At 32.4% G+C, this 19,576-nt stretch carries 22 protein-coding genes; 6 read left to right on the forward strand and 16 right to left on the reverse strand.

Annotated elements, in window-relative coordinates; translation table 11 throughout:
* Window positions 1–8: 8 nt before the first annotated feature.
* The 6 genes from ACQV2Q_RS06215 to ACQV2Q_RS06240 form a co-directional block, all read right to left on the reverse strand.
* Entirely contained in the window at window positions 9–551 is a 543-nt protein-coding gene (locus ACQV2Q_RS06215) for a DUF2815 family protein (RefSeq protein WP_428882237.1), read from the reverse strand.
* Window positions 541–1,680, reverse strand: coding sequence for a DUF2800 domain-containing protein (locus ACQV2Q_RS06220; protein ID WP_428882239.1), 1,140 nt, complete (start codon window positions 1,678–1,680; stop codon window positions 541–543). Before ACQV2Q_RS06220 ends, ACQV2Q_RS06215 begins: the two co-directional genes overlap by 11 nt.
* Window positions 1,664–1,957: a DNA ligase gene (locus ACQV2Q_RS06225; RefSeq protein ID WP_428882240.1), complete on the reverse strand. Its 294-nt coding sequence runs from the start codon at window positions 1,955–1,957 to the stop codon at window positions 1,664–1,666. Before ACQV2Q_RS06225 ends, ACQV2Q_RS06220 begins: the two co-directional genes overlap by 17 nt.
* Window positions 1,899–2,063, reverse strand: a complete 165-nt coding sequence (locus ACQV2Q_RS06230) for a hypothetical protein (protein WP_428882242.1) — start codon at window positions 2,061–2,063, stop codon at window positions 1,899–1,901. The genes ACQV2Q_RS06225 and ACQV2Q_RS06230 overlap by 59 nt, the downstream gene beginning before the upstream one ends.
* 159 nt (window positions 2,064–2,222) lie before the next feature.
* Window positions 2,223–2,777: a hypothetical protein gene (locus ACQV2Q_RS06235; RefSeq protein WP_428882243.1), complete on the reverse strand. Its 555-nt coding sequence runs from the start codon at window positions 2,775–2,777 to the stop codon at window positions 2,223–2,225.
* Between the two features lie 263 nt (window positions 2,778–3,040).
* Complete coding sequence (locus ACQV2Q_RS06240) at window positions 3,041–3,178, reverse strand: hypothetical protein (RefSeq protein ID WP_428882245.1); 138 nt, start codon at window positions 3,176–3,178, stop codon at window positions 3,041–3,043.
* 162 nt (window positions 3,179–3,340) lie between these two features.
* On the opposite strand from ACQV2Q_RS06240, the gene ACQV2Q_RS06245 reads away from it, so the two are divergent.
* From ACQV2Q_RS06245 to ACQV2Q_RS06270, 6 genes are all read left to right on the forward strand, one after another.
* Complete coding sequence (locus tag ACQV2Q_RS06245; RefSeq protein ID WP_428882246.1) at window positions 3,341–3,718, forward strand: hypothetical protein; 378 nt, start codon at window positions 3,341–3,343, stop codon at window positions 3,716–3,718.
* A gap of 354 nt (window positions 3,719–4,072) precedes the next feature.
* Window positions 4,073–4,498, forward strand: coding sequence for an ABC-three component system protein (locus ACQV2Q_RS06250; RefSeq protein WP_428882247.1), 426 nt, complete (start codon window positions 4,073–4,075; stop codon window positions 4,496–4,498).
* A complete protein-coding gene (locus ACQV2Q_RS06255; protein ID WP_428882248.1) occupies window positions 4,482–4,706 on the forward strand; it encodes an ABC-three component system middle component 7 in 225 nt (74 codons plus the stop codon). The genes ACQV2Q_RS06250 and ACQV2Q_RS06255 overlap by 17 nt, the downstream gene beginning before the upstream one ends.
* Window positions 4,696–5,409 (forward strand): hypothetical protein, encoded by a 714-nt coding sequence (locus ACQV2Q_RS06260; RefSeq protein WP_428882249.1) that lies wholly within the window; start codon window positions 4,696–4,698, stop codon window positions 5,407–5,409. Before ACQV2Q_RS06255 ends, ACQV2Q_RS06260 begins: the two co-directional genes overlap by 11 nt.
* The gene (locus ACQV2Q_RS06265; protein WP_428882250.1) at window positions 5,330–6,334 is read left to right on the forward strand and encodes a DUF2326 domain-containing protein; all 1,005 of its coding nucleotides are present in this window, start codon (window positions 5,330–5,332) and stop codon (window positions 6,332–6,334) included. Before ACQV2Q_RS06260 ends, ACQV2Q_RS06265 begins: the two co-directional genes overlap by 80 nt.
* A gap of 13 nt (window positions 6,335–6,347) precedes the next feature.
* Window positions 6,348–7,361, forward strand: coding sequence for a hypothetical protein (locus tag ACQV2Q_RS06270; RefSeq protein ID WP_428882252.1), 1,014 nt, complete (start codon window positions 6,348–6,350; stop codon window positions 7,359–7,361).
* On the opposite strand, the gene ACQV2Q_RS06275 is transcribed toward ACQV2Q_RS06270, so the two are convergent.
* From ACQV2Q_RS06275 to ACQV2Q_RS06320, 10 genes are all read right to left on the reverse strand, one after another.
* Window positions 7,342–8,991, reverse strand: a complete 1,650-nt coding sequence (locus ACQV2Q_RS06275) for an Eco57I restriction-modification methylase domain-containing protein (RefSeq protein WP_428882253.1) — start codon at window positions 8,989–8,991, stop codon at window positions 7,342–7,344. The two genes, ACQV2Q_RS06270 and ACQV2Q_RS06275, sit on opposite strands and share 20 nt — an antisense overlap.
* Window positions 8,992–9,152: 161 nt before the next feature.
* Entirely contained in the window at window positions 9,153–10,835 is a 1,683-nt protein-coding gene (locus ACQV2Q_RS06280) for a recombinase family protein (RefSeq protein WP_428882255.1), read from the reverse strand.
* A gap of 53 nt (window positions 10,836–10,888) precedes the next feature.
* Window positions 10,889–11,062 (reverse strand): hypothetical protein, encoded by a 174-nt coding sequence (locus ACQV2Q_RS06285; RefSeq protein WP_428882257.1) that lies wholly within the window; start codon window positions 11,060–11,062, stop codon window positions 10,889–10,891.
* Between the two features lie 745 nt (window positions 11,063–11,807).
* Window positions 11,808–12,650, reverse strand: a complete 843-nt coding sequence (locus tag ACQV2Q_RS06290; RefSeq protein WP_428882259.1) for an ATP-binding protein — start codon at window positions 12,648–12,650, stop codon at window positions 11,808–11,810.
* Between the two features lie 214 nt (window positions 12,651–12,864).
* Window positions 12,865–13,572, reverse strand: a complete 708-nt coding sequence (locus tag ACQV2Q_RS06295) for a replisome organizer (protein WP_428882261.1) — start codon at window positions 13,570–13,572, stop codon at window positions 12,865–12,867.
* A gap of 95 nt (window positions 13,573–13,667) precedes the next feature.
* Window positions 13,668–15,305: a MobQ family relaxase gene (mobQ, locus tag ACQV2Q_RS06300; RefSeq protein ID WP_428882263.1), complete on the reverse strand. Its 1,638-nt coding sequence runs from the start codon at window positions 15,303–15,305 to the stop codon at window positions 13,668–13,670.
* Window positions 15,306–15,764: 459 nt separating this feature from the next.
* A complete protein-coding gene (locus ACQV2Q_RS06305) occupies window positions 15,765–16,031 on the reverse strand; it encodes a DUF3847 domain-containing protein (protein WP_428882265.1) in 267 nt (88 codons plus the stop codon).
* 69 nt (window positions 16,032–16,100) lie between these two features.
* Entirely contained in the window at window positions 16,101–17,198 is a 1,098-nt protein-coding gene (locus ACQV2Q_RS06310) for a restriction endonuclease subunit S (protein WP_428882267.1), read from the reverse strand.
* Window positions 17,199–17,215: 17 nt separating this feature from the next.
* On the reverse strand, window positions 17,216–19,255 hold the full coding sequence (locus ACQV2Q_RS06315; RefSeq protein ID WP_428882269.1) for an HsdM family class I SAM-dependent methyltransferase: 2,040 nt from the start codon (window positions 19,253–19,255) through the stop codon (window positions 17,216–17,218).
* Window positions 19,248–19,460 carry a helix-turn-helix domain-containing protein gene (locus ACQV2Q_RS06320; RefSeq protein WP_428882271.1) on the reverse strand — a complete coding sequence of 71 codons (213 nt, stop codon included), beginning with the start codon at window positions 19,458–19,460 and terminating at the stop codon, window positions 19,248–19,250. Before ACQV2Q_RS06320 ends, ACQV2Q_RS06315 begins: the two co-directional genes overlap by 8 nt.
* Window positions 19,461–19,576: the final 116 nt, after the last annotated feature.

The following is a 19,576-nucleotide window of genomic DNA, read 5'->3' on the forward strand; positions in this document are numbered from 1 at the left end:
TTTGCCTCCTATCCTAAAAAGTCCTCTTCATCATCCATAGCATCAAAGTCATCTGCTGCAGTAGACCTATTGCCTAGTGGTTGGCCATCTCTTAGCTTTTGAATATTACCAAGGCCTACAGCCACTCCCTTGTTGCCGTTGACATTGTAGGCATAGAAGTTTAAAGACACCCTTGCATAAACCCCAGAGTAGACTTCACTTCTATCAAGGATTGGTTCTACATTCCTATCTACAATTTGAGGGGCTATCATGGAGTTGGCATTTAAGAAATAGGAATCTTGATAGGCCTCATCATCTTTTTCTGTATCTCCATCTCTAAGAGGAAGCTTAATGGCCTTCTTATTTGGTTTCTTTCCGTTAAACTTAGATAGCCCTTCTTCAATTGCTGAATCAACAGCCCTTTCAATTTTTTCTATTGTTTTTTGGTCGCTCTTTGGAATGATGACAGATACTGAATATCTTTCCTTTCCCCCATTAATAGATTTAGGTTCCCAACCGTTAAAATATGATAATCTAACTTCACCTGTAACTACTTTTGTTTTATTTTGCATAATTAATTCCTCCAAATTCTTCTTTTACATTTTCAATTACTACTTCTTCTCTTTTATCATCAAGGCAAACTAGGGTAAGTTTTCCTTTTGGTTTTACTAATAGGTCTCCAATATTTTCATCAAAGACTTTCTTGCCTAATAGCTTTGTCATTGCCGTAATACCTAGCAACTTTTCTTCATAAGGATTAAATCCCAGTTCTTTTACTTTCTTTATAACTTCATCTTCGTCTCGATACTTACGATTTGACCTGCCTTCTACAAGTTTTAGGTCTTTCCACTTATGACCTTTCATTGCTCTTTCCAAAGCATAGGCTTTTATATCTTTCACCCAATCTTCCAGGTTATCCAGCTTTGGTAATATCTCTTCAATTTCATCATCTGTAAGTTCTGGGGGAAGAGTGAATTCTTCTTGAGCTGTATTTAAATTTTCTTCTGCTCTTTTTCTACATTTGTTTTTAGCTTTGCAAAATCTACACCAGTCTCCACAGGCAAAGTCTCCCTCCCCCTTATAGGCGAGATTCGCTATTTCTCTTATGGATTCTCCCCATTGATAGAGGTCTTTGGTTCCAATCTCATAGGTTGAAATATTGTTCCTTCTAGGCTGATAGATATGAACAATTACTTTCTCAACATCATAGATTCCGTCAAAAAGTGTCAGTGCTCCTAAGCCGTATAGCATGAGTTGCGTATTTTCTTTGGACTCTACTAGGACTCCTTGCCCATACTTAAGGTCTATTACATGAAGGTCTTTTCCTCCCACTACAATGCAGTCTGCCGTTCCAAAGGAATCTTTTACATATTCAGATAGGTCTAGTCTTTCTTCAACAAAGACAGCTGGTCTTTCATAGCTACTTACTACTTCCATTACATAGGATGCATATCCTTCCATTAGATCTTCCATTTCCTGGTTATAGTAGACTAGGTCCTTTGTAGGGTCTTTTGCCTTTTGGCCTAATAGGCTTTTAATCTTATATTCTCCCAGTCTATGGGCTGCCGTTCCCTCTAGTGCATATGGACTAATCTCTTCTTCATATTTTTCTGATAGTCTTATACTTGGAGGACAGTGGATCCATTGGTTAGATGAACTGGGAGACAGTATGGCATGAGCCCCATTAGAGTTTCTCCACATCTTGGACTAAGTCCTCATACCTGCTTGGATCAATTTCTGATAACTTCTTCCCTCCATATTTTTCTAAAAGTTCTCTTATCTTTGAGGTGTGACCTAGCCTTGATTTATCTGCTAGGATTTTTCTTACTTCTTCCAATTCATAGGTCTTTTCTTCTTTCTTTGCTGTAGTTTCTTCTATCTCTTCATCATTTTCTAAAGCATCTAAAAGTATCCCTATACTAGACACAAGACTCTCTGCATCTTCCTTTACATCCATCATTAACTTTATCCTTGACATCTTTTTCTCCTTTACTGGTTGACATTAGTTGACGAGCGAGCTTCTTAGTAACGATTGAAATAGCCATCAGGCTACTAGCGACTTGTTCATTGGATGTTTTTTCCAAGGTTTTTTACCTCCTTCCAACTCTCCTAGGACATCTAGAGAGGTTTTGAGTAATCGTTGGAAGAAATTTTTCGCCACATCCTTTGAAAAGATGGAGGCGATTTGTTCCTTCCATCTCTCCAAGGACATTCGGAAAGAGTTTGAGTAAGGTTTCTAAAAATTATTGCCAATCTTTTAATGCTTCCTGAATGATTGGCAGTAATTTCCACTTGATGTTATTGACTGTCTTTTGTGAACAACCTACGATTTCAGCGACTTCTCGCTCCGTTAATTCGTCAATGAGTAAGAGGGACATGATTAATTTGTTACGCTCAGAAAAATCATTAAGTACTTCATCAAAGGCTTCATATAATAAAGAAGCTTCGGCTTCTGCTACAGGATCATCTAATGAAGTCGCATCAAAATTTGAACATTCATTAATTTGGTCTAGCGACAACAGACGCCCCATCCTTAAATGAGCCATCGGTTCCCCTGTACCTCCTAATGCTTTAAATTGATCAGGTGCTGAAGTCATCCACTGTGAGCTACCCGCTTCCTCATGTTCTAATAATCGATTTAAATCTTCATACCAACATTGATTACGCTTCTTCTCACGCCATTCCGGACGCATCATTTCAAGGTAAATTTCTTCGGTAACTTCAACTTCTTCATACGCAAGGACTAATTGACCATTAATCTGTTTTACTGTTTGTACTGTGATAATTCGTTTTTCCATATTTGTCTCCTTGCACCTGGACATCACATGGGCAAAAGGAGACAAATAAAATAGGCCTGTAACCTTAGAAGTGCACAAACCTACTCCACCTGAAAATTTGGGCGCATTAAGGTAAGGCTACTTCCATCATTCTTGAGTTTGGTCCTATGACCTATCAAAAAATGACTATGTATCCTTCTGCCCTAATGCATATCAGGCGTTATGATATTTTATTTGATGGAGATTAACGGCTCACCATCTAAGCCAATTGATAAAGCGACTAATTACTTACGACCTTTCTTAGTCTGAGATAATGCAGAACCAGCGACAGACTTACTTGTTTTGCTGTAACGACCATCCTTTAGGATTTTTGAAGCTTTACTTGCAACCTTTTTGCTGGTTTGCTTGTTGTTTCGTGCCAAGGGATCACCTCCTTTATGGCAAATATTAGATGTTGTAAAACATCCTTAATTAACTTAGAATTATGTATATAACTACAATTGACTACACACTAATTCTAAAAAAAATAAGCCCACTAGTATTTCCTGGACTTTTATTGGATTTTTACCGAGAGGAGGTATGCAATGAATCAAATTAGTCTATCTAGTTTTTTGATAATTTCCCAAAAAGCATTACAAACACCAAATTCAAACCAGGATATTGTTAACTTACTCATAGGTACCCTAATAGATAGAGAAAATATATTGGATCGAAATGGAAGTCTTGTTGATATTACTCCAACAAAGGTTAGTGGTTGGTTTAATAAAACTAAAGATGTGGAGCAGTCCATACGCGATGCGATATCCATAGATAATGGTACTCTTACTCGATGCAAAGACTGGTTTGATGAAATTTTCATACCAACTCTTAACATTAACCTAACTGAAGATTTTTATTCTGAAATGAAATCATTGATTGAGCAAGATAGTCAAATTTCTAAACAAAAAAAGAGCTACTATTAGAAAAGTTCAATAGTGGAGACTATTCTAACTTCTTAGCTGAATTGTTTCTATATTGTTTATCACGGTCGAATACTGAAAATATGGAACTTGTTCCCACATCAGACTATTATCTTCTATCTGAATGTGATTCAAGTTGTCCTATTTGCGGGAAAAATTTAACTGAGAATATCAGAAATAACTCCATAATAAGATATGAAGTTAATCAATACGACTTTTTAGATTCTCAAAATAACAAACTATGTCTTTGTAGAGATTGTTCTGATATATATACGGGTGAGCTCTCTGAAGAAGATCAACAGAAAATTATTGGTATAAAGGAAGAGCTAATAAAAAAATAAGCAATTAAAAGAAGTATTGAACTCAGTAAAGCTCGAAAAAGATATTTTAGAGGTAATAAATAATCTCTCCTCAATTGATCTATCAGATATACCTGTTGATTTGACTCTGGATGCCATAGAAATCAAAAAGAAAATATATCCAGGTAATTCAATGTTGATTTTTGACATAAATACCAAAGTTACTTCCTTCTACAATACTGTCAGAAATATTTTTTCAAATTTAGAAGGCGAAGGAATAATAATCTTCGAAAAAATTGCTTCTCAAGTAAAGCTCTTTTATTTAAGTTTAGAAGAAGAAAATATAAACCAAAGTCAAATTTATGAAGAAGTTACAGATTGGATACAAATTTCATCTGGTGGATCTTCAAACCGATTAGCATGTCAAATAATTGCTGCCTTTTTTGTACAGAATTGTGAGGTGTTTAATGAAATTTCCCAGTAAAGTAACAAGCTATCAAGATAGTGTTTTCCCAAAAATCACTATTATATTAGATACCGTTCACAATGAACCAATGGAAGTAATCAAATTGTTCAATCAAACAAAGAAAAAATTTGACAACATAAATGATTTTATAGAAGTACTGGTTATTTTGTTTGCAATAAAGAAAATTAATCTTAATAAGGAAGGAGTGATTTACTATGTTTGTTGAAATTCAATGTGATTCTTTCAAACACAAAGAGCCAACCTTATTCAAGGATGGATTAAATGTTGTATTAGGGGCAAATGATGGTGCAAATTCTATCGGTAAATCAACACTACTTATGATTGTTGATTTCGTTTTTGGTGGTTCTGACTATACAGTTAAATCTCTTGATACAATCAAAAACGTTGGCGAACACAAAATCAACTTTGCATTTCGATTTGAAGGCACAATGCATTATTTTTCAAGAGATACAAACTCTCCTACCAAAGTCACAATTTGTGATAAAAATTATATGAAGATTGAAATTATAAATTTGAATGATTATACTAATCTGTTAAAAGAAAAATACAAATTAAACTCAAGTTACATTAGTTTTAGAGAGACAGTTAGTAATTTTATACGAGTCTATCATAGAGATAATTACGATGAGACCGCTCCCCTTCGATCATTTAAACAAGATACACAAAACAAAGGTTTGAAGAGATTATTCAAGTTGTTAAATGAGTATGAAGAAATAGATTTAGCTGATAAACGCTATCAGGATTACAAAGAAAAAAAGGAAACCTTTAATAAGTCTTTAAAATATAATTATGTATACGCCACTCCAAATAAAACTGAATATAAAAAGAATGAAATTGAAATTAATAATTTACGCAAAAAAAAAGAATCTGGTATTAGATTTAGGAGAAACATTCTCTGGACTCGATGAATACCAAAGAAATAAACTAGCTGAGCTTAGAGAACAGCAGAGATTAATTAGCAATAAAATTCTAACTTATCAGCTTCATTTGAATTCAATGAAGTATGATCAAAAAATTTCAAGTTCTAAATTAAAAAGTGATCTTTTAGAATTAGAAAAATTCTTCCCGAATTTGAACATCGCTGAGATTGTAGAGATCGAACAGTTTCATGATGATTTGAATAGTATTTTGAAGAAACAAGTATCCGACAATAAGAAAAAAATAGATAAAGAATTGAAAAAATACAATGAAATGTATTATGAAGTAGATCGACAAACTGAAGACATTAAGGATTCTGAAAAAATCCCACAAGATAAATTACAAAACTATACTGAAGTAGCCAGAAAGATTATTAAACTGGAGAAAGCCAACGAAGCTTATGATAATAAGGAGCTTATTGCAGAAGAAACAAAGAAAATAAAAGAACACTTAGATCATACGGTTGATTTAGCTATTAATTCAATTGAATCAACTTTGAATCAGACAATGCATGAAATTAATGAAAAGGTTACTAACGGGCAAAAAATGGCCCCTCTTATTAATATAAATTCGATTAGTAGTTACCATTTCGAAATCCCAAATGACACAGGAACAGGTACAAATTTTCGCGGCCTAGTTGTATTCGATTTAGCAATATTAACGCTATCATTTCTACCATTGTTAGTTCATGATTCATTAATTTTTAAGCAAGTAGAAGACAACGCTATTAAGAATATTCTCAAAATATATTCCACATTTAACAAACAAATATTCATTTCATTTGATAAGCAAAACACATATTCAGATGAAGTGAAGTCAATACTTTATGACAATCATGTAATTGAACTTGGGCCAAATGGTAACGAGCTATTTGGGAAATCATGGAGTAGCATGGAGAACAAAGATAATAATTAGAAAGGTGAGAAAAATGAATAAAAAAGATTTAATTAGAGAGTCTGGATTAACTATATATGATGAAATCCCCTTAGATAGTGACCTATATTTAGAAGATGAAGAGCTTAAGTATTTACTTGAAAAAGAATTATTAGGTCAAGATCTTTCTGGTTTAGCACCTAGAACAAGATCAAAAGTAGTTAAAACAATGGCTGCAGAAGCTTTAGGGTATGAGGCTCCAAAATCATTTGAAAAAACTCAACCAAGATTCCCAGGACAAAACTTTGATACTTATGTTCAATTAAGAAATAATTTACAGGTTTGGAACGAAGAACTAGATGGAGATAGAAGATATGTTCTTATTCGTCCAAACGAAGATAATATAATTGAAAAAATAAAAATAGTAAATGGCGATCAACTAGCGACTTTAGACAGAACTGGAACATTAACATCAAAATTTCAAGCCGTAATGCCAAATTTCGATAATTCATCATTATTAACACTAGAGGATACACCTAGTGTTAAAGAATACGTTAATGACAATACTGGTCCGACAAAGTTAACTCCCATTGACTGGCCAGTAAAAGGAGAATTATTTTCTATCAAGAAGATTTATGAATCATTATTAGTTCTTGTAGGTCGTTCTTTCCCTGTTCCAATAAACACCCACGATAGAGTGAGAGCAGAAATATTACATACAGAGGTGTGTAAACTACTAGGATACTCAGCATTTCTAGATGATGGGCAGTTTCCTGATATAAAAAATCAATTGCTAGAGGTCAAAACTCAGACTTCTCCAACAATTGATCTTGGGTTACACCTTCCTAATGACGATCAACTTGTTACAAAAATTGATGACGATATTTTTATCTCAAAAGATGTAAGATATGCAATTTTTGATTGTGATTTATATAATGGTAATCTCCTCGTAAATAGGTTGTATGTCGTAAATGGACTAGATTTCCATAATCATTTTACACAATTTCAAGGAAGGTTTGAAAATAAAAAAATTCAAATCCCTTTACCATCTAATTTCTTTGACGACTAAATCCGAAAACTTCATATACCATATTATTTAATTCTTTTTCTATGTCATTAAAATTCACAGAATCACTTGAAATTAATGAATCTACTAATTCAATAATTTCCTGTGATTTTTTTAATTTCGGATTTGGAAATGGAAAATTTTCTACATATTGTGTATTAAACCTTCTTTTTCTCGCATAAATACGATTGTTATATTTATAATCATACAATTCTTTAATGAATTCGCTATTCATTACTCCCAAGATTAATAAAATCATCTCTTCTGATATATCTTCATTAAATGATATCCAGTAACAATCCCCGTTCACAACCGATCCAGTATCATCAATCCAAAATGTCGGATTTTCAGCGATATCTCTAAAAACTATTTTGGTTTTTTTCCAATCCTTAGGCTGGTGTGGAACCCAAATTTCATACCACTCTCTACCTGCTTTATTCAAATAATTTCTTCCGGATAATTGATTTCTATATTGTTCAAGATAATCTTTATCTTCTGGAAAATGTTCTAAATCATATAAAGTCCTTTTCCCATCAGAATCGTAATAAGGATAAAGAATACTCCACTCAGGTTCTTCGATACCTTTTATATGCCCTGAGTTTCTATGTGTTATTAGAGGTCTAATCAATTTCAAATTATTTGGCACATAATTAAATAAAAACACATTATCAGCGGTAGTTTTTACTCCTACCTTTACCTTTGAAATATCTTTAATTGTGCCATAACTATGTTTTTCAACCACATCTAAAAATTGTTTTGATTCTTCAGTTTGGATAGTCCAAGTAAAGTTCTCATCATCTATTCTTAATTCACCTTTTTCAATGAGAAACTCTTTTCCTAAATATCTAATCTTACCGGTCTGAAATAGCTTACCATAGTCAAAATCCTCTGCTGAAACTGATGTTTTAATATTCTTAGCAGACGTCTCATATATTGATGTAAACACAACATTTTCAGGAACAGTATTTCCTTTCTTAAAAACAAGTATACAGGGTAATACAGCTGCATCAAATAACTTAGTATCCCCAAAATCTGTAATAATTTTTAAGGAGGAATATTTAATTAGTTGTTTTCTTAAGTCAGCCCCCGCTTTTATTGACATGAATTTATTTGATGTGATAAAACCAGAAACACCATTATCAGACAATAAGAAATTTGCAATGATTAAGAATACATAGTAAAAATCTACTCTTCCGCTTAAACTGAACATTTTCTGTAATCGTTGTGATTCTTCAGCGCCTAGTACTTGAGTTCGCACATATGGTGGATTCGCGATAATAAAATCAAATCTTGTTTGCCCAAACCTTTTTTCCGAAAAATAATCCACAAAATCATCGGAATAAATATTGAATTTAATATCAGGATATTTCCTATCAAAATATTCATTTGTGGCCTCACAAATTTGTTGGTCAGTCTCAAATGCATATACTACAATTTCTTTATCTTTAGGCATTTGTGTCAAAAGAGTATCCAATAATATCCCTTCACCAAGCGCGGGTTCTAAGATATATATTTTTTCACCAAAATCAGAATAGTTTACTTGGGAGAGCATTAATGTAGTCAGATAATCTGCCATCCCTTGAGGTGTATAGACCACCCCATGTTTTTTTTCGTGAGTATACTTATCACTCATTACATCACCCTTTAATTGTATTATTGTTGATCAGTTTCCACATACTGGTTACACATTACTGTAAAAATTATTTATTTGCCAGTTAAAATTCTTTACGTTCTCTAAAAATATCTATATAGAAAATATACAGTAGCTGGCACAAATATTGATTTATCAACATTCTACTCTATTACCTTTTGCATCAATACTACCGTCTCAACATGGTGTCCATTGTCCAAACCTATTAATGTATCTTCCTCAATGATTGGAAGCTTAAAAGTAATAGATTTTAACCATTGTCCATTTGGTTGCTTCTCTTGATATATTTCAATCTCTTCAATAAGAACTTCCATAAGTTTTCTTCGTTCTTCATCATTCATAAGTTCATATAATTTATCAAAGTAAATCAATATCTTATATATATTATCCCCTGTTAATTTTTCAGCTTCAATATTTCTTCTTTTCGCTTTTGAATCTATAAGACTTCTCTCTATCACTTCAATTTTGTCATATGCTTTATATAACCTATTTTCGAAATCCTCTTTGATCCGACTATAATACTTATCCTCAACATCTAATTTATCTAAATCTTCTAAGATTTTTGATTTTAACAAGTTACTTTTTCTCAGCTCGTTTTCGTAATTTTCTATCTCATTATCTATATTCCTTGTATCAACCTTCATGTTAATTTTTTCTTGCATTAGACGAGAAAATTTTGGGTTACTTACTAACTTGGTAATCACTTCAACTACTGCTCCATCTAATATTTCTTTTCGAATTTGCTTATTGAAAGTACATTTATGACCACGGACTTTTTTTCTATGCTTACATCCATAATAGAAAAAGTCTTTATATTTTGTGCCATCTTTTTTGTACTTAACACTCTTATTTCCCAATAAGCCAACACCACAAATAGGACATTTAATTAATCCAGATAATAAATGAGTTGTTGTTCCTCTAGGCTTATGTAAATATTCATATTTCTTTGCTTGGCTTGTGATTTTAATTTGAGCTGCTTCCCATATTTCATCACTTATGATTGCTTTGTGAATACCATCAGCTACCAAATAATCATCTTGTTCTACTAGTTGATATTCATTACGTGTTCCATGTTTCTTTTCTGTACGTCTTCTACCATAAGCAATTTTGCCATTGTAGACTGGATTTTTAATAATGCGAGTTATAAGGCTTGCACTAAAAAGAGGATTTTTTCCATTTTGTCTAGGAATCTTTTTTATACCTTGATTATCAAGATATCTTGCTATACTATTGGCTCCCATAGTTGTGTTAACATACTTATCAAAAATTACTCGAATAGCAAATGCTTCATCTTCATTTATCTTTAACTCACCATCAACAAGCTGATATCCATATGGAGCAAAGCCACCATTCCATTTACCTTCTCTAGCCTTTTGCAATCTACCTTCCATTGACTGAATTCTTATGTTTTCTCTTTCAATTTCAGAAACAGCTGAAAGAATAGAAATCATAAGCTTTCCAGCATCTTTTGAGGAATCAATCCCATCTTCAACACAAACTAAATTTACACCAAAGTCTTGCATGATTTGTAAACTAGATAAAACATCAGCCGCATTTCTTGCAAATCTGGATAGCTTATAAACAAGAACAAAGGAAACACCATCTTTACCAGACTTGATATCATCCATCATTTGTGTGAAGGCGACACGACCTTCAATGGATTTACCTGATTTTCCCGCATCTTCATACTCGCCAACAACCTCATAATCGTTAAAATCAGAATATGCTTTCATCTTAGCTTTTTGAGCCTCTAAAGAATATCCATCTATTTGTAAGGTGGTTGAAACTCTTGTGTAAATATAAACTTTTTTCTTCTCTTTTTTCATACAAAACCTCGCTTTCTTAAAATAATTTGGATATTTATCTCACGACTATTATATCATTTAAATCCTTTTTCCTGCGATAGTTTTGTAAAATTTATATCTTTTATTTCATCTTCATTATCGGAAGTAATTGGAAGAGGATTAGGCAAATTATTAACATCCAAATCTTCAGCATATTTTCCAATTAAATCCGCTAATAAGTTAGCTAATCCATTCCATTGATACTCCAATCTCTCACCTCCTTTCTTGTTTGCGAATTATTTAGTTTTATGACATAAACGAGTGCAATGGAATTGCTACATAGGCATCTCACCTCTGCCCCTGTTCTAGATAGGCCAGCGTCAACTGTAGAAGTATCATTATCACCACTTAAATCATCGCTTAAGGTTTCCACGCCTTAATTAAACTCATTTATTTATCGCTTGCTTCCTTCTATCCTTAGATTTTTCTAGTATTCATTTAAACCGATTACTCAGCAGGAAGGTCTAGGCGTAAATAAGCTCATGCTCCTTAAATGGATAACGTCTCGTTGTGGTCTATTCAGTTGTCAAAGATCAAAGAGAGTAAAAGTCCATCTACTTTATGGAGTAAAAATTATTATTCTCCCACAAGGAGTTTTTCTTTAAAATTTACAATTAATTCTTTTGGTTATTAACCTCTCTACTTTATAGAGTGAAAAAGCAAGGTGCTTGGTAACCAAATTCAGCAAAAACTTTTTAAAAGTGAAATTTATTATTTTCCTGTAATGAGTTTTGCTTTTCTTTTTCGAAGTAAATCTTTCAATAATTAACCCCTCTACTTTATAAAGTGAAAAAATGACCCTATTGGACCGCTTTTTTTGAAGATTGATACTCTTTTGAGACTACATTGAGACTTTTAAGATTGTTATTTCGTTCTGAAAAATAGGATATGACGTTCTTACTACCTTTGTGGTATTAAAAAAGCGACTAGATTTTTTTACTTTTCTAATCGCTCTTAGTCATCTATTAAGTTTTTTGCTTTTTTTATCTTTTCTTTTCGTTTTTCTTTTCGTCTGTCCTTACCATCTACCTTTAGGGGTACTCCCATTTCTATTATTCTTGAATAAATCCTTGCCAACATTAGGTTTTCTTGTTCCCTCTCCAGTTCTCTATAATCTATATTGGTTGTGATAATGGTCGGTTTGCTTTTCTGATACCTTGCATTTATCACATTATAGACTTGTTCTAGGGCATATTCTGTATCCCTTTCTATTCCAAAATCATCAAGGACTAATAAGGTCTTACTGACTAGACTATTGATATATTCATTTCTATCAAGGTTAAAGCCACCTTTTTGTAAATCATTTAGTATTTGAGAAAAGTTGATAACTTTACATTCATAAAGGTATTTTTCAATGATAGCATTAACTATGGAACAAGTAAGATAGGTTTTTCCACTTCCCACTCCTCCATAGATGATTAATCCGATATTGTCCTTTCTCATTTCTTCAAATTTATCTACATAGTTTCTCGCCTTTCTGATTAGGTCTTTATCTATGAGTTCATCAGAGTTTCTAAAGGTATATTTGCTTTGACTTATTTCTACAAAACATCTTCTTTTAATTTCTTCCACCTTTAAGGCTCTTTGTCTTTCTTTTTCAAGTTTTTCTCTTTCCCTATCACATTTACAGGCTCTTCTAAATATCATCTTTTTATTTATAAAGTCCATTACTTGTCCGTCTACTTGCTCATTACAAGACTTACAGTAAACATGACCCTCTTTTTCATAATCCCTATCAAGATTGTACTTAAAATTAACTCCTTTGATTTTTATGGTCTTAGTATTTTTATCTGTCATTTTATCCTCCTATAAAAATAAGGTGGTAACATTTCGTTACTCCCTTTGTGGTAATAAAAAAGCGACTAGAATTTTTTACTTTTCTAATCGCCTTGTATTTCTTATTGATTTTCATTTGTTAAATGGTGGAAGCTTATTTAATGGCTTTTTTATTCTTCCCTATAGAATTAATCATCTTTTCTATTAACTCATCTAAAAAGACCTGTCCACCCTCTTATATGCTAGGACTATCATCATAGTTAGATGTAGTTTTTCTTTTATCTGATTTATTCATAAGTTTATTCTTATCTTCTTCATACCAGTTAAGGATTGTTACATAGTGGTTTTTATAGTCCTTACCACTACTTTCCATATACCTTGATAATTTATCTATCATGGTTTGGGTATGGTCTTTTAATTCTTCCTGTAACTTGTTATATTCTTCTTCTGATAACTTAACATTTTTAAATTGACCATAAAGGGAGGTGGGCGGTTTTTCTCTTTCTCCTCTCCCCTTATCTATACTAACCTTACCTAATCTATTCTCCCCTATACTAGGTCGACCACTTGTCAACCGTTGGTCAACCAAATGACAACCAGTGCTTTTTATATATGCTCCATTGATTATTTCTTGAAGTTGCTCCTTTTCTTCTACATACATTGTTGGCTTATATCTATCTTTTCTAATATAGTTGTTTATCTTCCAATGGGTAATAACAATAATTCCTTTTTCAAAGATAATAACAAAACCTTTTGTAATTAAAATTTTTAGGTCATCATCGTTAGCCCCTATAATCTTTATTATCTTCTTAGGATTGTCTACAAATCCGTCATCATCTGACCTCATTGATAAATGAAAATATAGACACTGACTACTTAAAGGCATGTCTAAAAATAGGTCGCTATCTATGATTTTCAATGAAAACATTCTTTTTCCAGCCATAATATCTCTCCTTTCTATTTTTATGTTGTCCTAATTTAGGACTTCATCTTTAATTTCAATAATAGGTATCTTCGTTCACATTTTGGGAACGGTGCCTATCTTTCTTCATCTCTTTGGTATTTCTCCCTTGCTTTTTGTCTGTATCTATCATCTTTTTCTTCTTGTTTTTCAAATTTCTTAATCTGTTCAATGATACTTGGCTTTTCTCCCCTCTTTATTGCCTTATCTATTTCAATGGATAGGTCAATCCCATAATCATCATTGACTATTTTTACTGCATACTTAATGTGATTAATCTTTGAAAATTCATCTTTAATATTTTCTTTTGTTTGGTTTAATCTTTCAATTTCTATCTCTAAATCATTAACTTGCTTTTTCCATTCTTTCGGCTTGATTGCTGATGAGCCTGTTTGCTTTTCTAAATAGGTTCTTACTCTTTTATACTTGTCTATTATCTCCTTATGGTCTTGATAGTAATTTTCCTTGAATAATTTCTTTCCTTGCCACTTATCAAAGACTGGTTTTATTTTACGGATAATATCAGCATAGACTAGGCACTTATTCAGCTTGTCTATTTCTTCTGTCTTAACTTTTATTTCCTTTGAAACTTTTCTATTTTTACTTTGTAAAATGGAAATTTTCCCTTGTAAATCTGCTATGGTTTCTAGGTTGTTATTTTGAAGATATACTCTTGCACTGGAAAATTTTTTTAAGTCGGCAAGTCCTTTCTTTTCTCTCCCATAGCTGTTTAGGTATTTTCTTTTATCTACTTGAATATCATGATAAATTGAGATGTATTCATAGAGATTAAAAAGCTCTGCCTTGTTCTCCAGTTCTTCTTTTTTATCTTCTTTATACTGGTCATACCTCGATTGAAATGTTTTAACTAGATCATTGAGCCATAAGGTAAGTTCTCCTATTTTTGTCTTAATCTCTTTTACTAAACTATTATGTTTTTTAATCTCTCGGTTGATATTTCCTTTTTCTGTTTCTATGCCTTTTCTTTCTAAGGCTGAAGCACTTGCTCCCATATGAATGGTAGGTATTTCATCTCGTCCTTGTCTTTCATAGGAACGGTGGTCTACTCTTTTTTCGATGTTTTTCTCTGCTAAGTATTTGTTACATAGACTTGCAAAACTCTCTCGCCACTTTTCAGCATTGCCCCTATTATTCCAATCAGTAAGTTCAATCTTTCTTGTTTTTTGTTTGCCACTTTTTGTAAGGACTGGCTCCCCTTTTTCATCAAAGACATATTCTTTTTTGCTTTTCTGCCCCCATGATCCATCTTCATTTAGTGGTCTTACTGTTGTCATAATATGGGCATGAATATTCTGATTTCCCTTATCAGTTTCATCATGAATGGCAAGGTCTGCTATCATTCCTCGTGATACAAAATTACTTTCAATAAATTCTGTTATAAGCTTTTTATTTTCTTCAATACTTAATTCTTTTGGTAAGGCTATGATAAAACTTCTTGCCAGTTGAGCATTAATTGCTTTTTCATTTAGTTCCACACTATTCCATAAAGTTACTCTGTCTTTAAATTCTTCTTTTGCATTTTCAGGTAAAAATATTTCCTTGTATATTAAGTCTTTTTTGTTATGGTAATCATGGGTTACTCCGTCCCATTCATTGGTTATTTTCTCTCTTGATATATAGGCTGAACTAGCAACTGCTGACTTCCCCTTTCCTCTACTTACCATAGAAATATTAAAATGAAAACTCTCTGCCATCTTCTCACTTCCTTTCTTGTTTTAGGTGTCGGTCTTAAAAAAATATCTTTTGAACTTTCACTTCGTGAATGAGCATTTTGAAATGTTAAAATAAAAAAAGCCGACGATACTAAACTTACTTTCTTGTTTCAGTATGTCGGCTTAATGATTACTATTCATTTCAAATTTTTATTGTCAAGGGCGAGCGGTAGCGAGTTTATTTTACCCTTGACTATAAAAAAGCGAATGGATATTTTTATGAAATTGTATTTTAGAAATAACTTATAAAGGCTTCAGCCTTTTCATTGCTCCCTGCAAGGGTCAAGCACCGCAGGTCGCAAGGACACCCTTTAGGGTGCCTGCTTGCAGGTTCTTGCACCCCTTGTGGGTGTATAATTGCGCCCTTAGAAAATCTAAGGGATTGATTATATTATTCTCTCTTTCAAAACTTCTTCCTTTTTCCTAAGTTATTTCTTGCTCTCAATCCATATCCAGAAAAACTTTATCTAATATTTCAACAATTTCTTCATTGCTTTTTTCTTCTGCTTTGTCAATATAAGATTCTAAAATCGCTCCTCTTTCTATTAATCTTTTTGTCCTTTTCTTCCTTTCTCTCTGACTAATCTGCCTTTTAATTTTCTTCTCTTGATTTTTTAATTGCTCAAGTTCAAGTACACACTTTTCTTTTTCTTCTAATAAGTTTTTTATCTCATCTTTTACTTGATTTAATCTTTTTGTATTTTTCATTACTTCACTTCCTCCTAAAATTAGGCATGAAAAAAGCGACTAGAATATTATTTTCTAATCGCTATATTTCTATTTATTTATAATTTCTTTTGTCGTTTCTATTCTTTTATTTGAAAACTCAACCACATCTTTTATTACTAATTTCTTTATTGCTCTTATCAATAATTCCATTGTTTCTATATCTACATCATTATTTTTTGATGGTAAACTCATCAATATTTTTTTACTTTGAGAGCTTCTAAGCTTTTTACCATAAGAGTATTGTCCTAGAACCGATCTTTCCATTGCTACAGTTAAAAATAACATCATATCTTCTGAATATTTCTTTTTGTCATTCCAATAAACACCGGTATCATCTCCAGCACCAAAATCATAAGATCTGTAAAATGCATTTCCAAAAATATCAAGTGTAATTGCATTTCTCGGAAAACTTGCAACTGGATTTGAAATATAATTGACTACACCTGTATTTGTTATTCCTGACATTACAAAAGGAATATTCCCTGGCTTTTGATTAGCTTTTGTTAGTCTTCTCCCTTGTTTAATTTTATTAAATATTGACTGATACTCAAACTTATCAAATTCAACCTCTTCTTTTATATATTTTTCTAGAGTTTGTTGTTCTTCCTCTGTCAATTCATAATCTTTTAGCCCTGTTACGCTCAAGTACGCATCTAGCTCTGCTAGATGCGTAGCTTCTAGCTCTGCTATAAATTTTTCCATAAAAGAAAAATTTATAGACCCATCTTCTAAGATGGGGAGTTGGATGATATGTTCCCTTAATGTTTTTAAAGTAGGATAAGAAGAATATCCACCATAATTGGATAAAATTTTATCTATAGAGGCTACAGTTAATAAATTCATAAGTCGCTTAAATTTTGGCGTTAAAACAAAAATATTTTGACTTGAATACCACTTATTTGCCCTAAATTGAGCATGTACCGCTCCAATTTGACTAACAGAAATAGTCTCTTTGTTATTTGGCTCAGTATCTAATCTTTCTACAAATCCTTGTATTCCATAATTACTTTTTGTTCTTCCAACAAATTCAAATGTATCTATAGACTTATCAACAAAATTTAACTTACCTGCATCATATCCTTTTGATGTAGTCACTTCAAATAAATCCCCTATCCTAAACTCGCCCCACTTAACTTCTTTAAGCATTTTATTAAGTGGGGCTTCTATTTTTTTATTTCTTCATTTTCCCCCTTATTCTTTAATAGATTAGATACTTCAAAGGCTAGATAATCTGCTACTGTCTTTTTAAAGTCCTCGAGTTTGGGTCTTGTATCTATAGGAGCTGATTTATTCCAGTCTGCCCCGTTTTCTGGGTCTATAGTATCTTCATAGTATTCTTCTTCTGTGAATATATTTAGTTTGCTTTTTCCAAACAGTACCAGATCTACCAATTCGTCATACCTTTCTTTTGCCCTATCTGTATCTACTAGATTATTACTTGCTTTTTTCCTATTAGACCTTGTATATCCATCATTGGAAAAGTCAATAAATTTCACCATATTATTCTTATGGTGGGCTTCTGCTACCCTAAATACATAGATATGAGTTTGTACACTAGACTTTCCTATAAACAAATCTATAGGCATTTTTATGCTGGCAAGTAAGGTGTTGTTTTCTAGTATTTTCTTGTTATAGTCTATCGCTTTACCGCTACCTGCTGAGCCTTGGATAATAATAGCGGCATATCCTTTATTCATCATAGAAAGGGCTTTTTCTACAAATATCATTCCATTACCCTCGGCTGAATAAGGTGGATTTAAAACAAATGCTGTAGCAGGGAAGTCATCATCTTTTTTTCCAAAGCCATATTTCCCATCAAAGTCTGTTAGGGAGTTTTTATTTAGTATATTAGATGACCCATCTCCCATCATAATCATATTAAGGATTGCTAGCATATAAACACTTGATAGGACTTCTAATCCTAATAACTGTTCTGCTTTTATTTTTATCTTTTTTTGCTCCAGTTCTTGAGGTGATTTGATATTTTCTTTTGCGTCAATTAGCATTTCGTTCATTGCTGCAACTAAAAGACCAGCAGACCCTGTGGCAAAGTCCCAGACATAGGAGTTCCTGTCTACTCTAGCTAGTCTTACTAATAATTTTGCTACATAGGAAGGTGTTAGGACTACATCATTTAGCTTATCTTGTGAAAATCCTAACCATGAGTACATTTCATTAAAGAGTTTTCCAGTAAAATCTGTAGTAAGACCTATCTTATAATAAATACCTAAGTCATCTACTATCTTGGTAAATACTCTTTTTAACTGACTTTCTCCACTTACTGGTTTATTAATGTTTTCCGTTGTCAGCGTGTTTTGTAGTGTCCTAACTATCATATCTTTTTTTGCTTGTGGAAGTTCTTTTTCTGCTAAGAAAGAGTTTATCTTTCTTAAAATAATATCCCCATCTGTGTTTCCTATTTCTCTTGATGATTTTAATTCTTCTTTTTCTAATGGGGTTACTTTTCCTGGTATACCAAGTGTTGCCATGATAGAAGCTGCAACCAAATAGACCCTGTCATTTTCGCTAAGTCCTTTTTCATCTCTGTATATATCATTATTAAGTTTTACTAGACTGGCATTGATTTCTTTTTCTTTCTTTTCTCTTATACGGTCTAGTTCTTCTGGACTTAGGCTTAATTCTTCTAGCTTCCTTGTGAAATCATCAAAGTTTTCTTTTTTAAGAAAGGATAGGTCTGTATATTTATCAACTTCCTGACCTATACCTAAATTTTCCTTTGATACATGATATACCCCTATTTCGTGGTGGAGTTTATCATTTATATCCTTATAGCCTGTAACTCCAATTGCTATTACTTCTGTGTAGCTTGTATAGTGTAAAATAGCGTTTGCGTAGTGAATAGCCCCATTTACTGCATAGGTATTAATATTTCTATAGTTAGGCTCATTTCTTGTATTTGTATTTTCAACTTGGCCGTTGCTATCTAGTTTTACTAGACTATCTTTATATCCCTTGTATTCGATAAGTACGGGATAGTATTTTAGATTACTTCCTTGAACTAGAACTTTTGCATCAGGTCTATTTCCGCCACTTCCACCACTTTTAGAAGCATATTCATTAAGTGCCTTATCAATTTCACTGTTTAGACTTTCTTGTTCTAGTTTATAATCTAATCCATAAGATTTTAGCCAACCATTGACAAGATCAGCTATATTAGGTTCAACTGATTGTTTTCTACTCATTTTCTTCCTCCTTAAATTCAATGACTTCATTAGGAGAAAGTTTCATCTTCCTACATATCTGTTCTAAGTTTCTCATTGATATGTAGTCATTTTTCCCTAATTTTGCTAATAAATTTCCTGAAATACCTACATGCTCTTGAAATTCAACTTTTCCCATTTCTCTTTTGGCTAGTTCTATCCATAAAGGTCTATAAGATACTCCCATTTTATCTCTCCTTTTTTTATCTGATTTAATATATATTCATTTTCATTATTATTTTAGACACTATGTCTATTATATCATTTATCTTGCCCTTTTGAAACACTAGCTTGTCTTTCTAA

Source organism: Facklamia sp. P12950 (assembly GCF_050409465.1).
Classification (GTDB): domain Bacteria; phylum Bacillota; class Bacilli; order Lactobacillales; family Aerococcaceae; genus Facklamia.

Coding starts and splice junctions, on each gene's coding strand:
- ACQV2Q_RS06215 (WP_428882237.1), bottom strand. CDS start 551: ATGCAAAATAAAACAAAAGTAGTTACAGGTGAAGTTAGATTATCATAT.
- ACQV2Q_RS06220 (WP_428882239.1), bottom strand. CDS start 1,680: ATGTGGAGAAACTCTAATGGGGCTCATGCCATACTGTCTCCCAGTTCA.
- ACQV2Q_RS06225 (WP_428882240.1), bottom strand. CDS start 1,957: ATGTCAAGGATAAAGTTAATGATGGATGTAAAGGAAGATGCAGAGAGT.
- ACQV2Q_RS06235 (WP_428882243.1), bottom strand. CDS start 2,777: ATGGAAAAACGAATTATCACAGTACAAACAGTAAAACAGATTAATGGT.
- ACQV2Q_RS06245 (WP_428882246.1), top strand. CDS start 3,341: ATGAATCAAATTAGTCTATCTAGTTTTTTGATAATTTCCCAAAAAGCA.
- ACQV2Q_RS06255 (WP_428882248.1), top strand. CDS start 4,482: ATGAAATTTCCCAGTAAAGTAACAAGCTATCAAGATAGTGTTTTCCCA.
- ACQV2Q_RS06260 (WP_428882249.1), top strand. CDS start 4,696: ATGTTTGTTGAAATTCAATGTGATTCTTTCAAACACAAAGAGCCAACC.
- ACQV2Q_RS06265 (WP_428882250.1), top strand. CDS start 5,330: ATGAAATTGAAATTAATAATTTACGCAAAAAAAAAGAATCTGGTATTA.
- ACQV2Q_RS06270 (WP_428882252.1), top strand. CDS start 6,348: ATGAATAAAAAAGATTTAATTAGAGAGTCTGGATTAACTATATATGAT.
- ACQV2Q_RS06275 (WP_428882253.1), bottom strand. CDS start 8,991: ATGAGTGATAAGTATACTCACGAAAAAAAACATGGGGTGGTCTATACA.
- ACQV2Q_RS06280 (WP_428882255.1), bottom strand. CDS start 10,835: ATGAAAAAAGAGAAGAAAAAAGTTTATATTTACACAAGAGTTTCAACC.
- ACQV2Q_RS06290 (WP_428882259.1), bottom strand. CDS start 12,650: ATGACAGATAAAAATACTAAGACCATAAAAATCAAAGGAGTTAATTTT.
- ACQV2Q_RS06295 (WP_428882261.1), bottom strand. CDS start 13,572: ATGGCTGGAAAAAGAATGTTTTCATTGAAAATCATAGATAGCGACCTA.
- mobQ (WP_428882263.1), bottom strand. CDS start 15,305: ATGGCAGAGAGTTTTCATTTTAATATTTCTATGGTAAGTAGAGGAAAG.
- ACQV2Q_RS06305 (WP_428882265.1), bottom strand. CDS start 16,031: ATGAAAAATACAAAAAGATTAAATCAAGTAAAAGATGAGATAAAAAAC.
- ACQV2Q_RS06310 (WP_428882267.1), bottom strand. CDS start 17,198: ATGCTTAAAGAAGTTAAGTGGGGCGAGTTTAGGATAGGGGATTTATTT.
- ACQV2Q_RS06315 (WP_428882269.1), bottom strand. CDS start 19,255: ATGAGTAGAAAACAATCAGTTGAACCTAATATAGCTGATCTTGTCAAT.
- ACQV2Q_RS06320 (WP_428882271.1), bottom strand. CDS start 19,460: ATGGGAGTATCTTATAGACCTTTATGGATAGAACTAGCCAAAAGAGAA.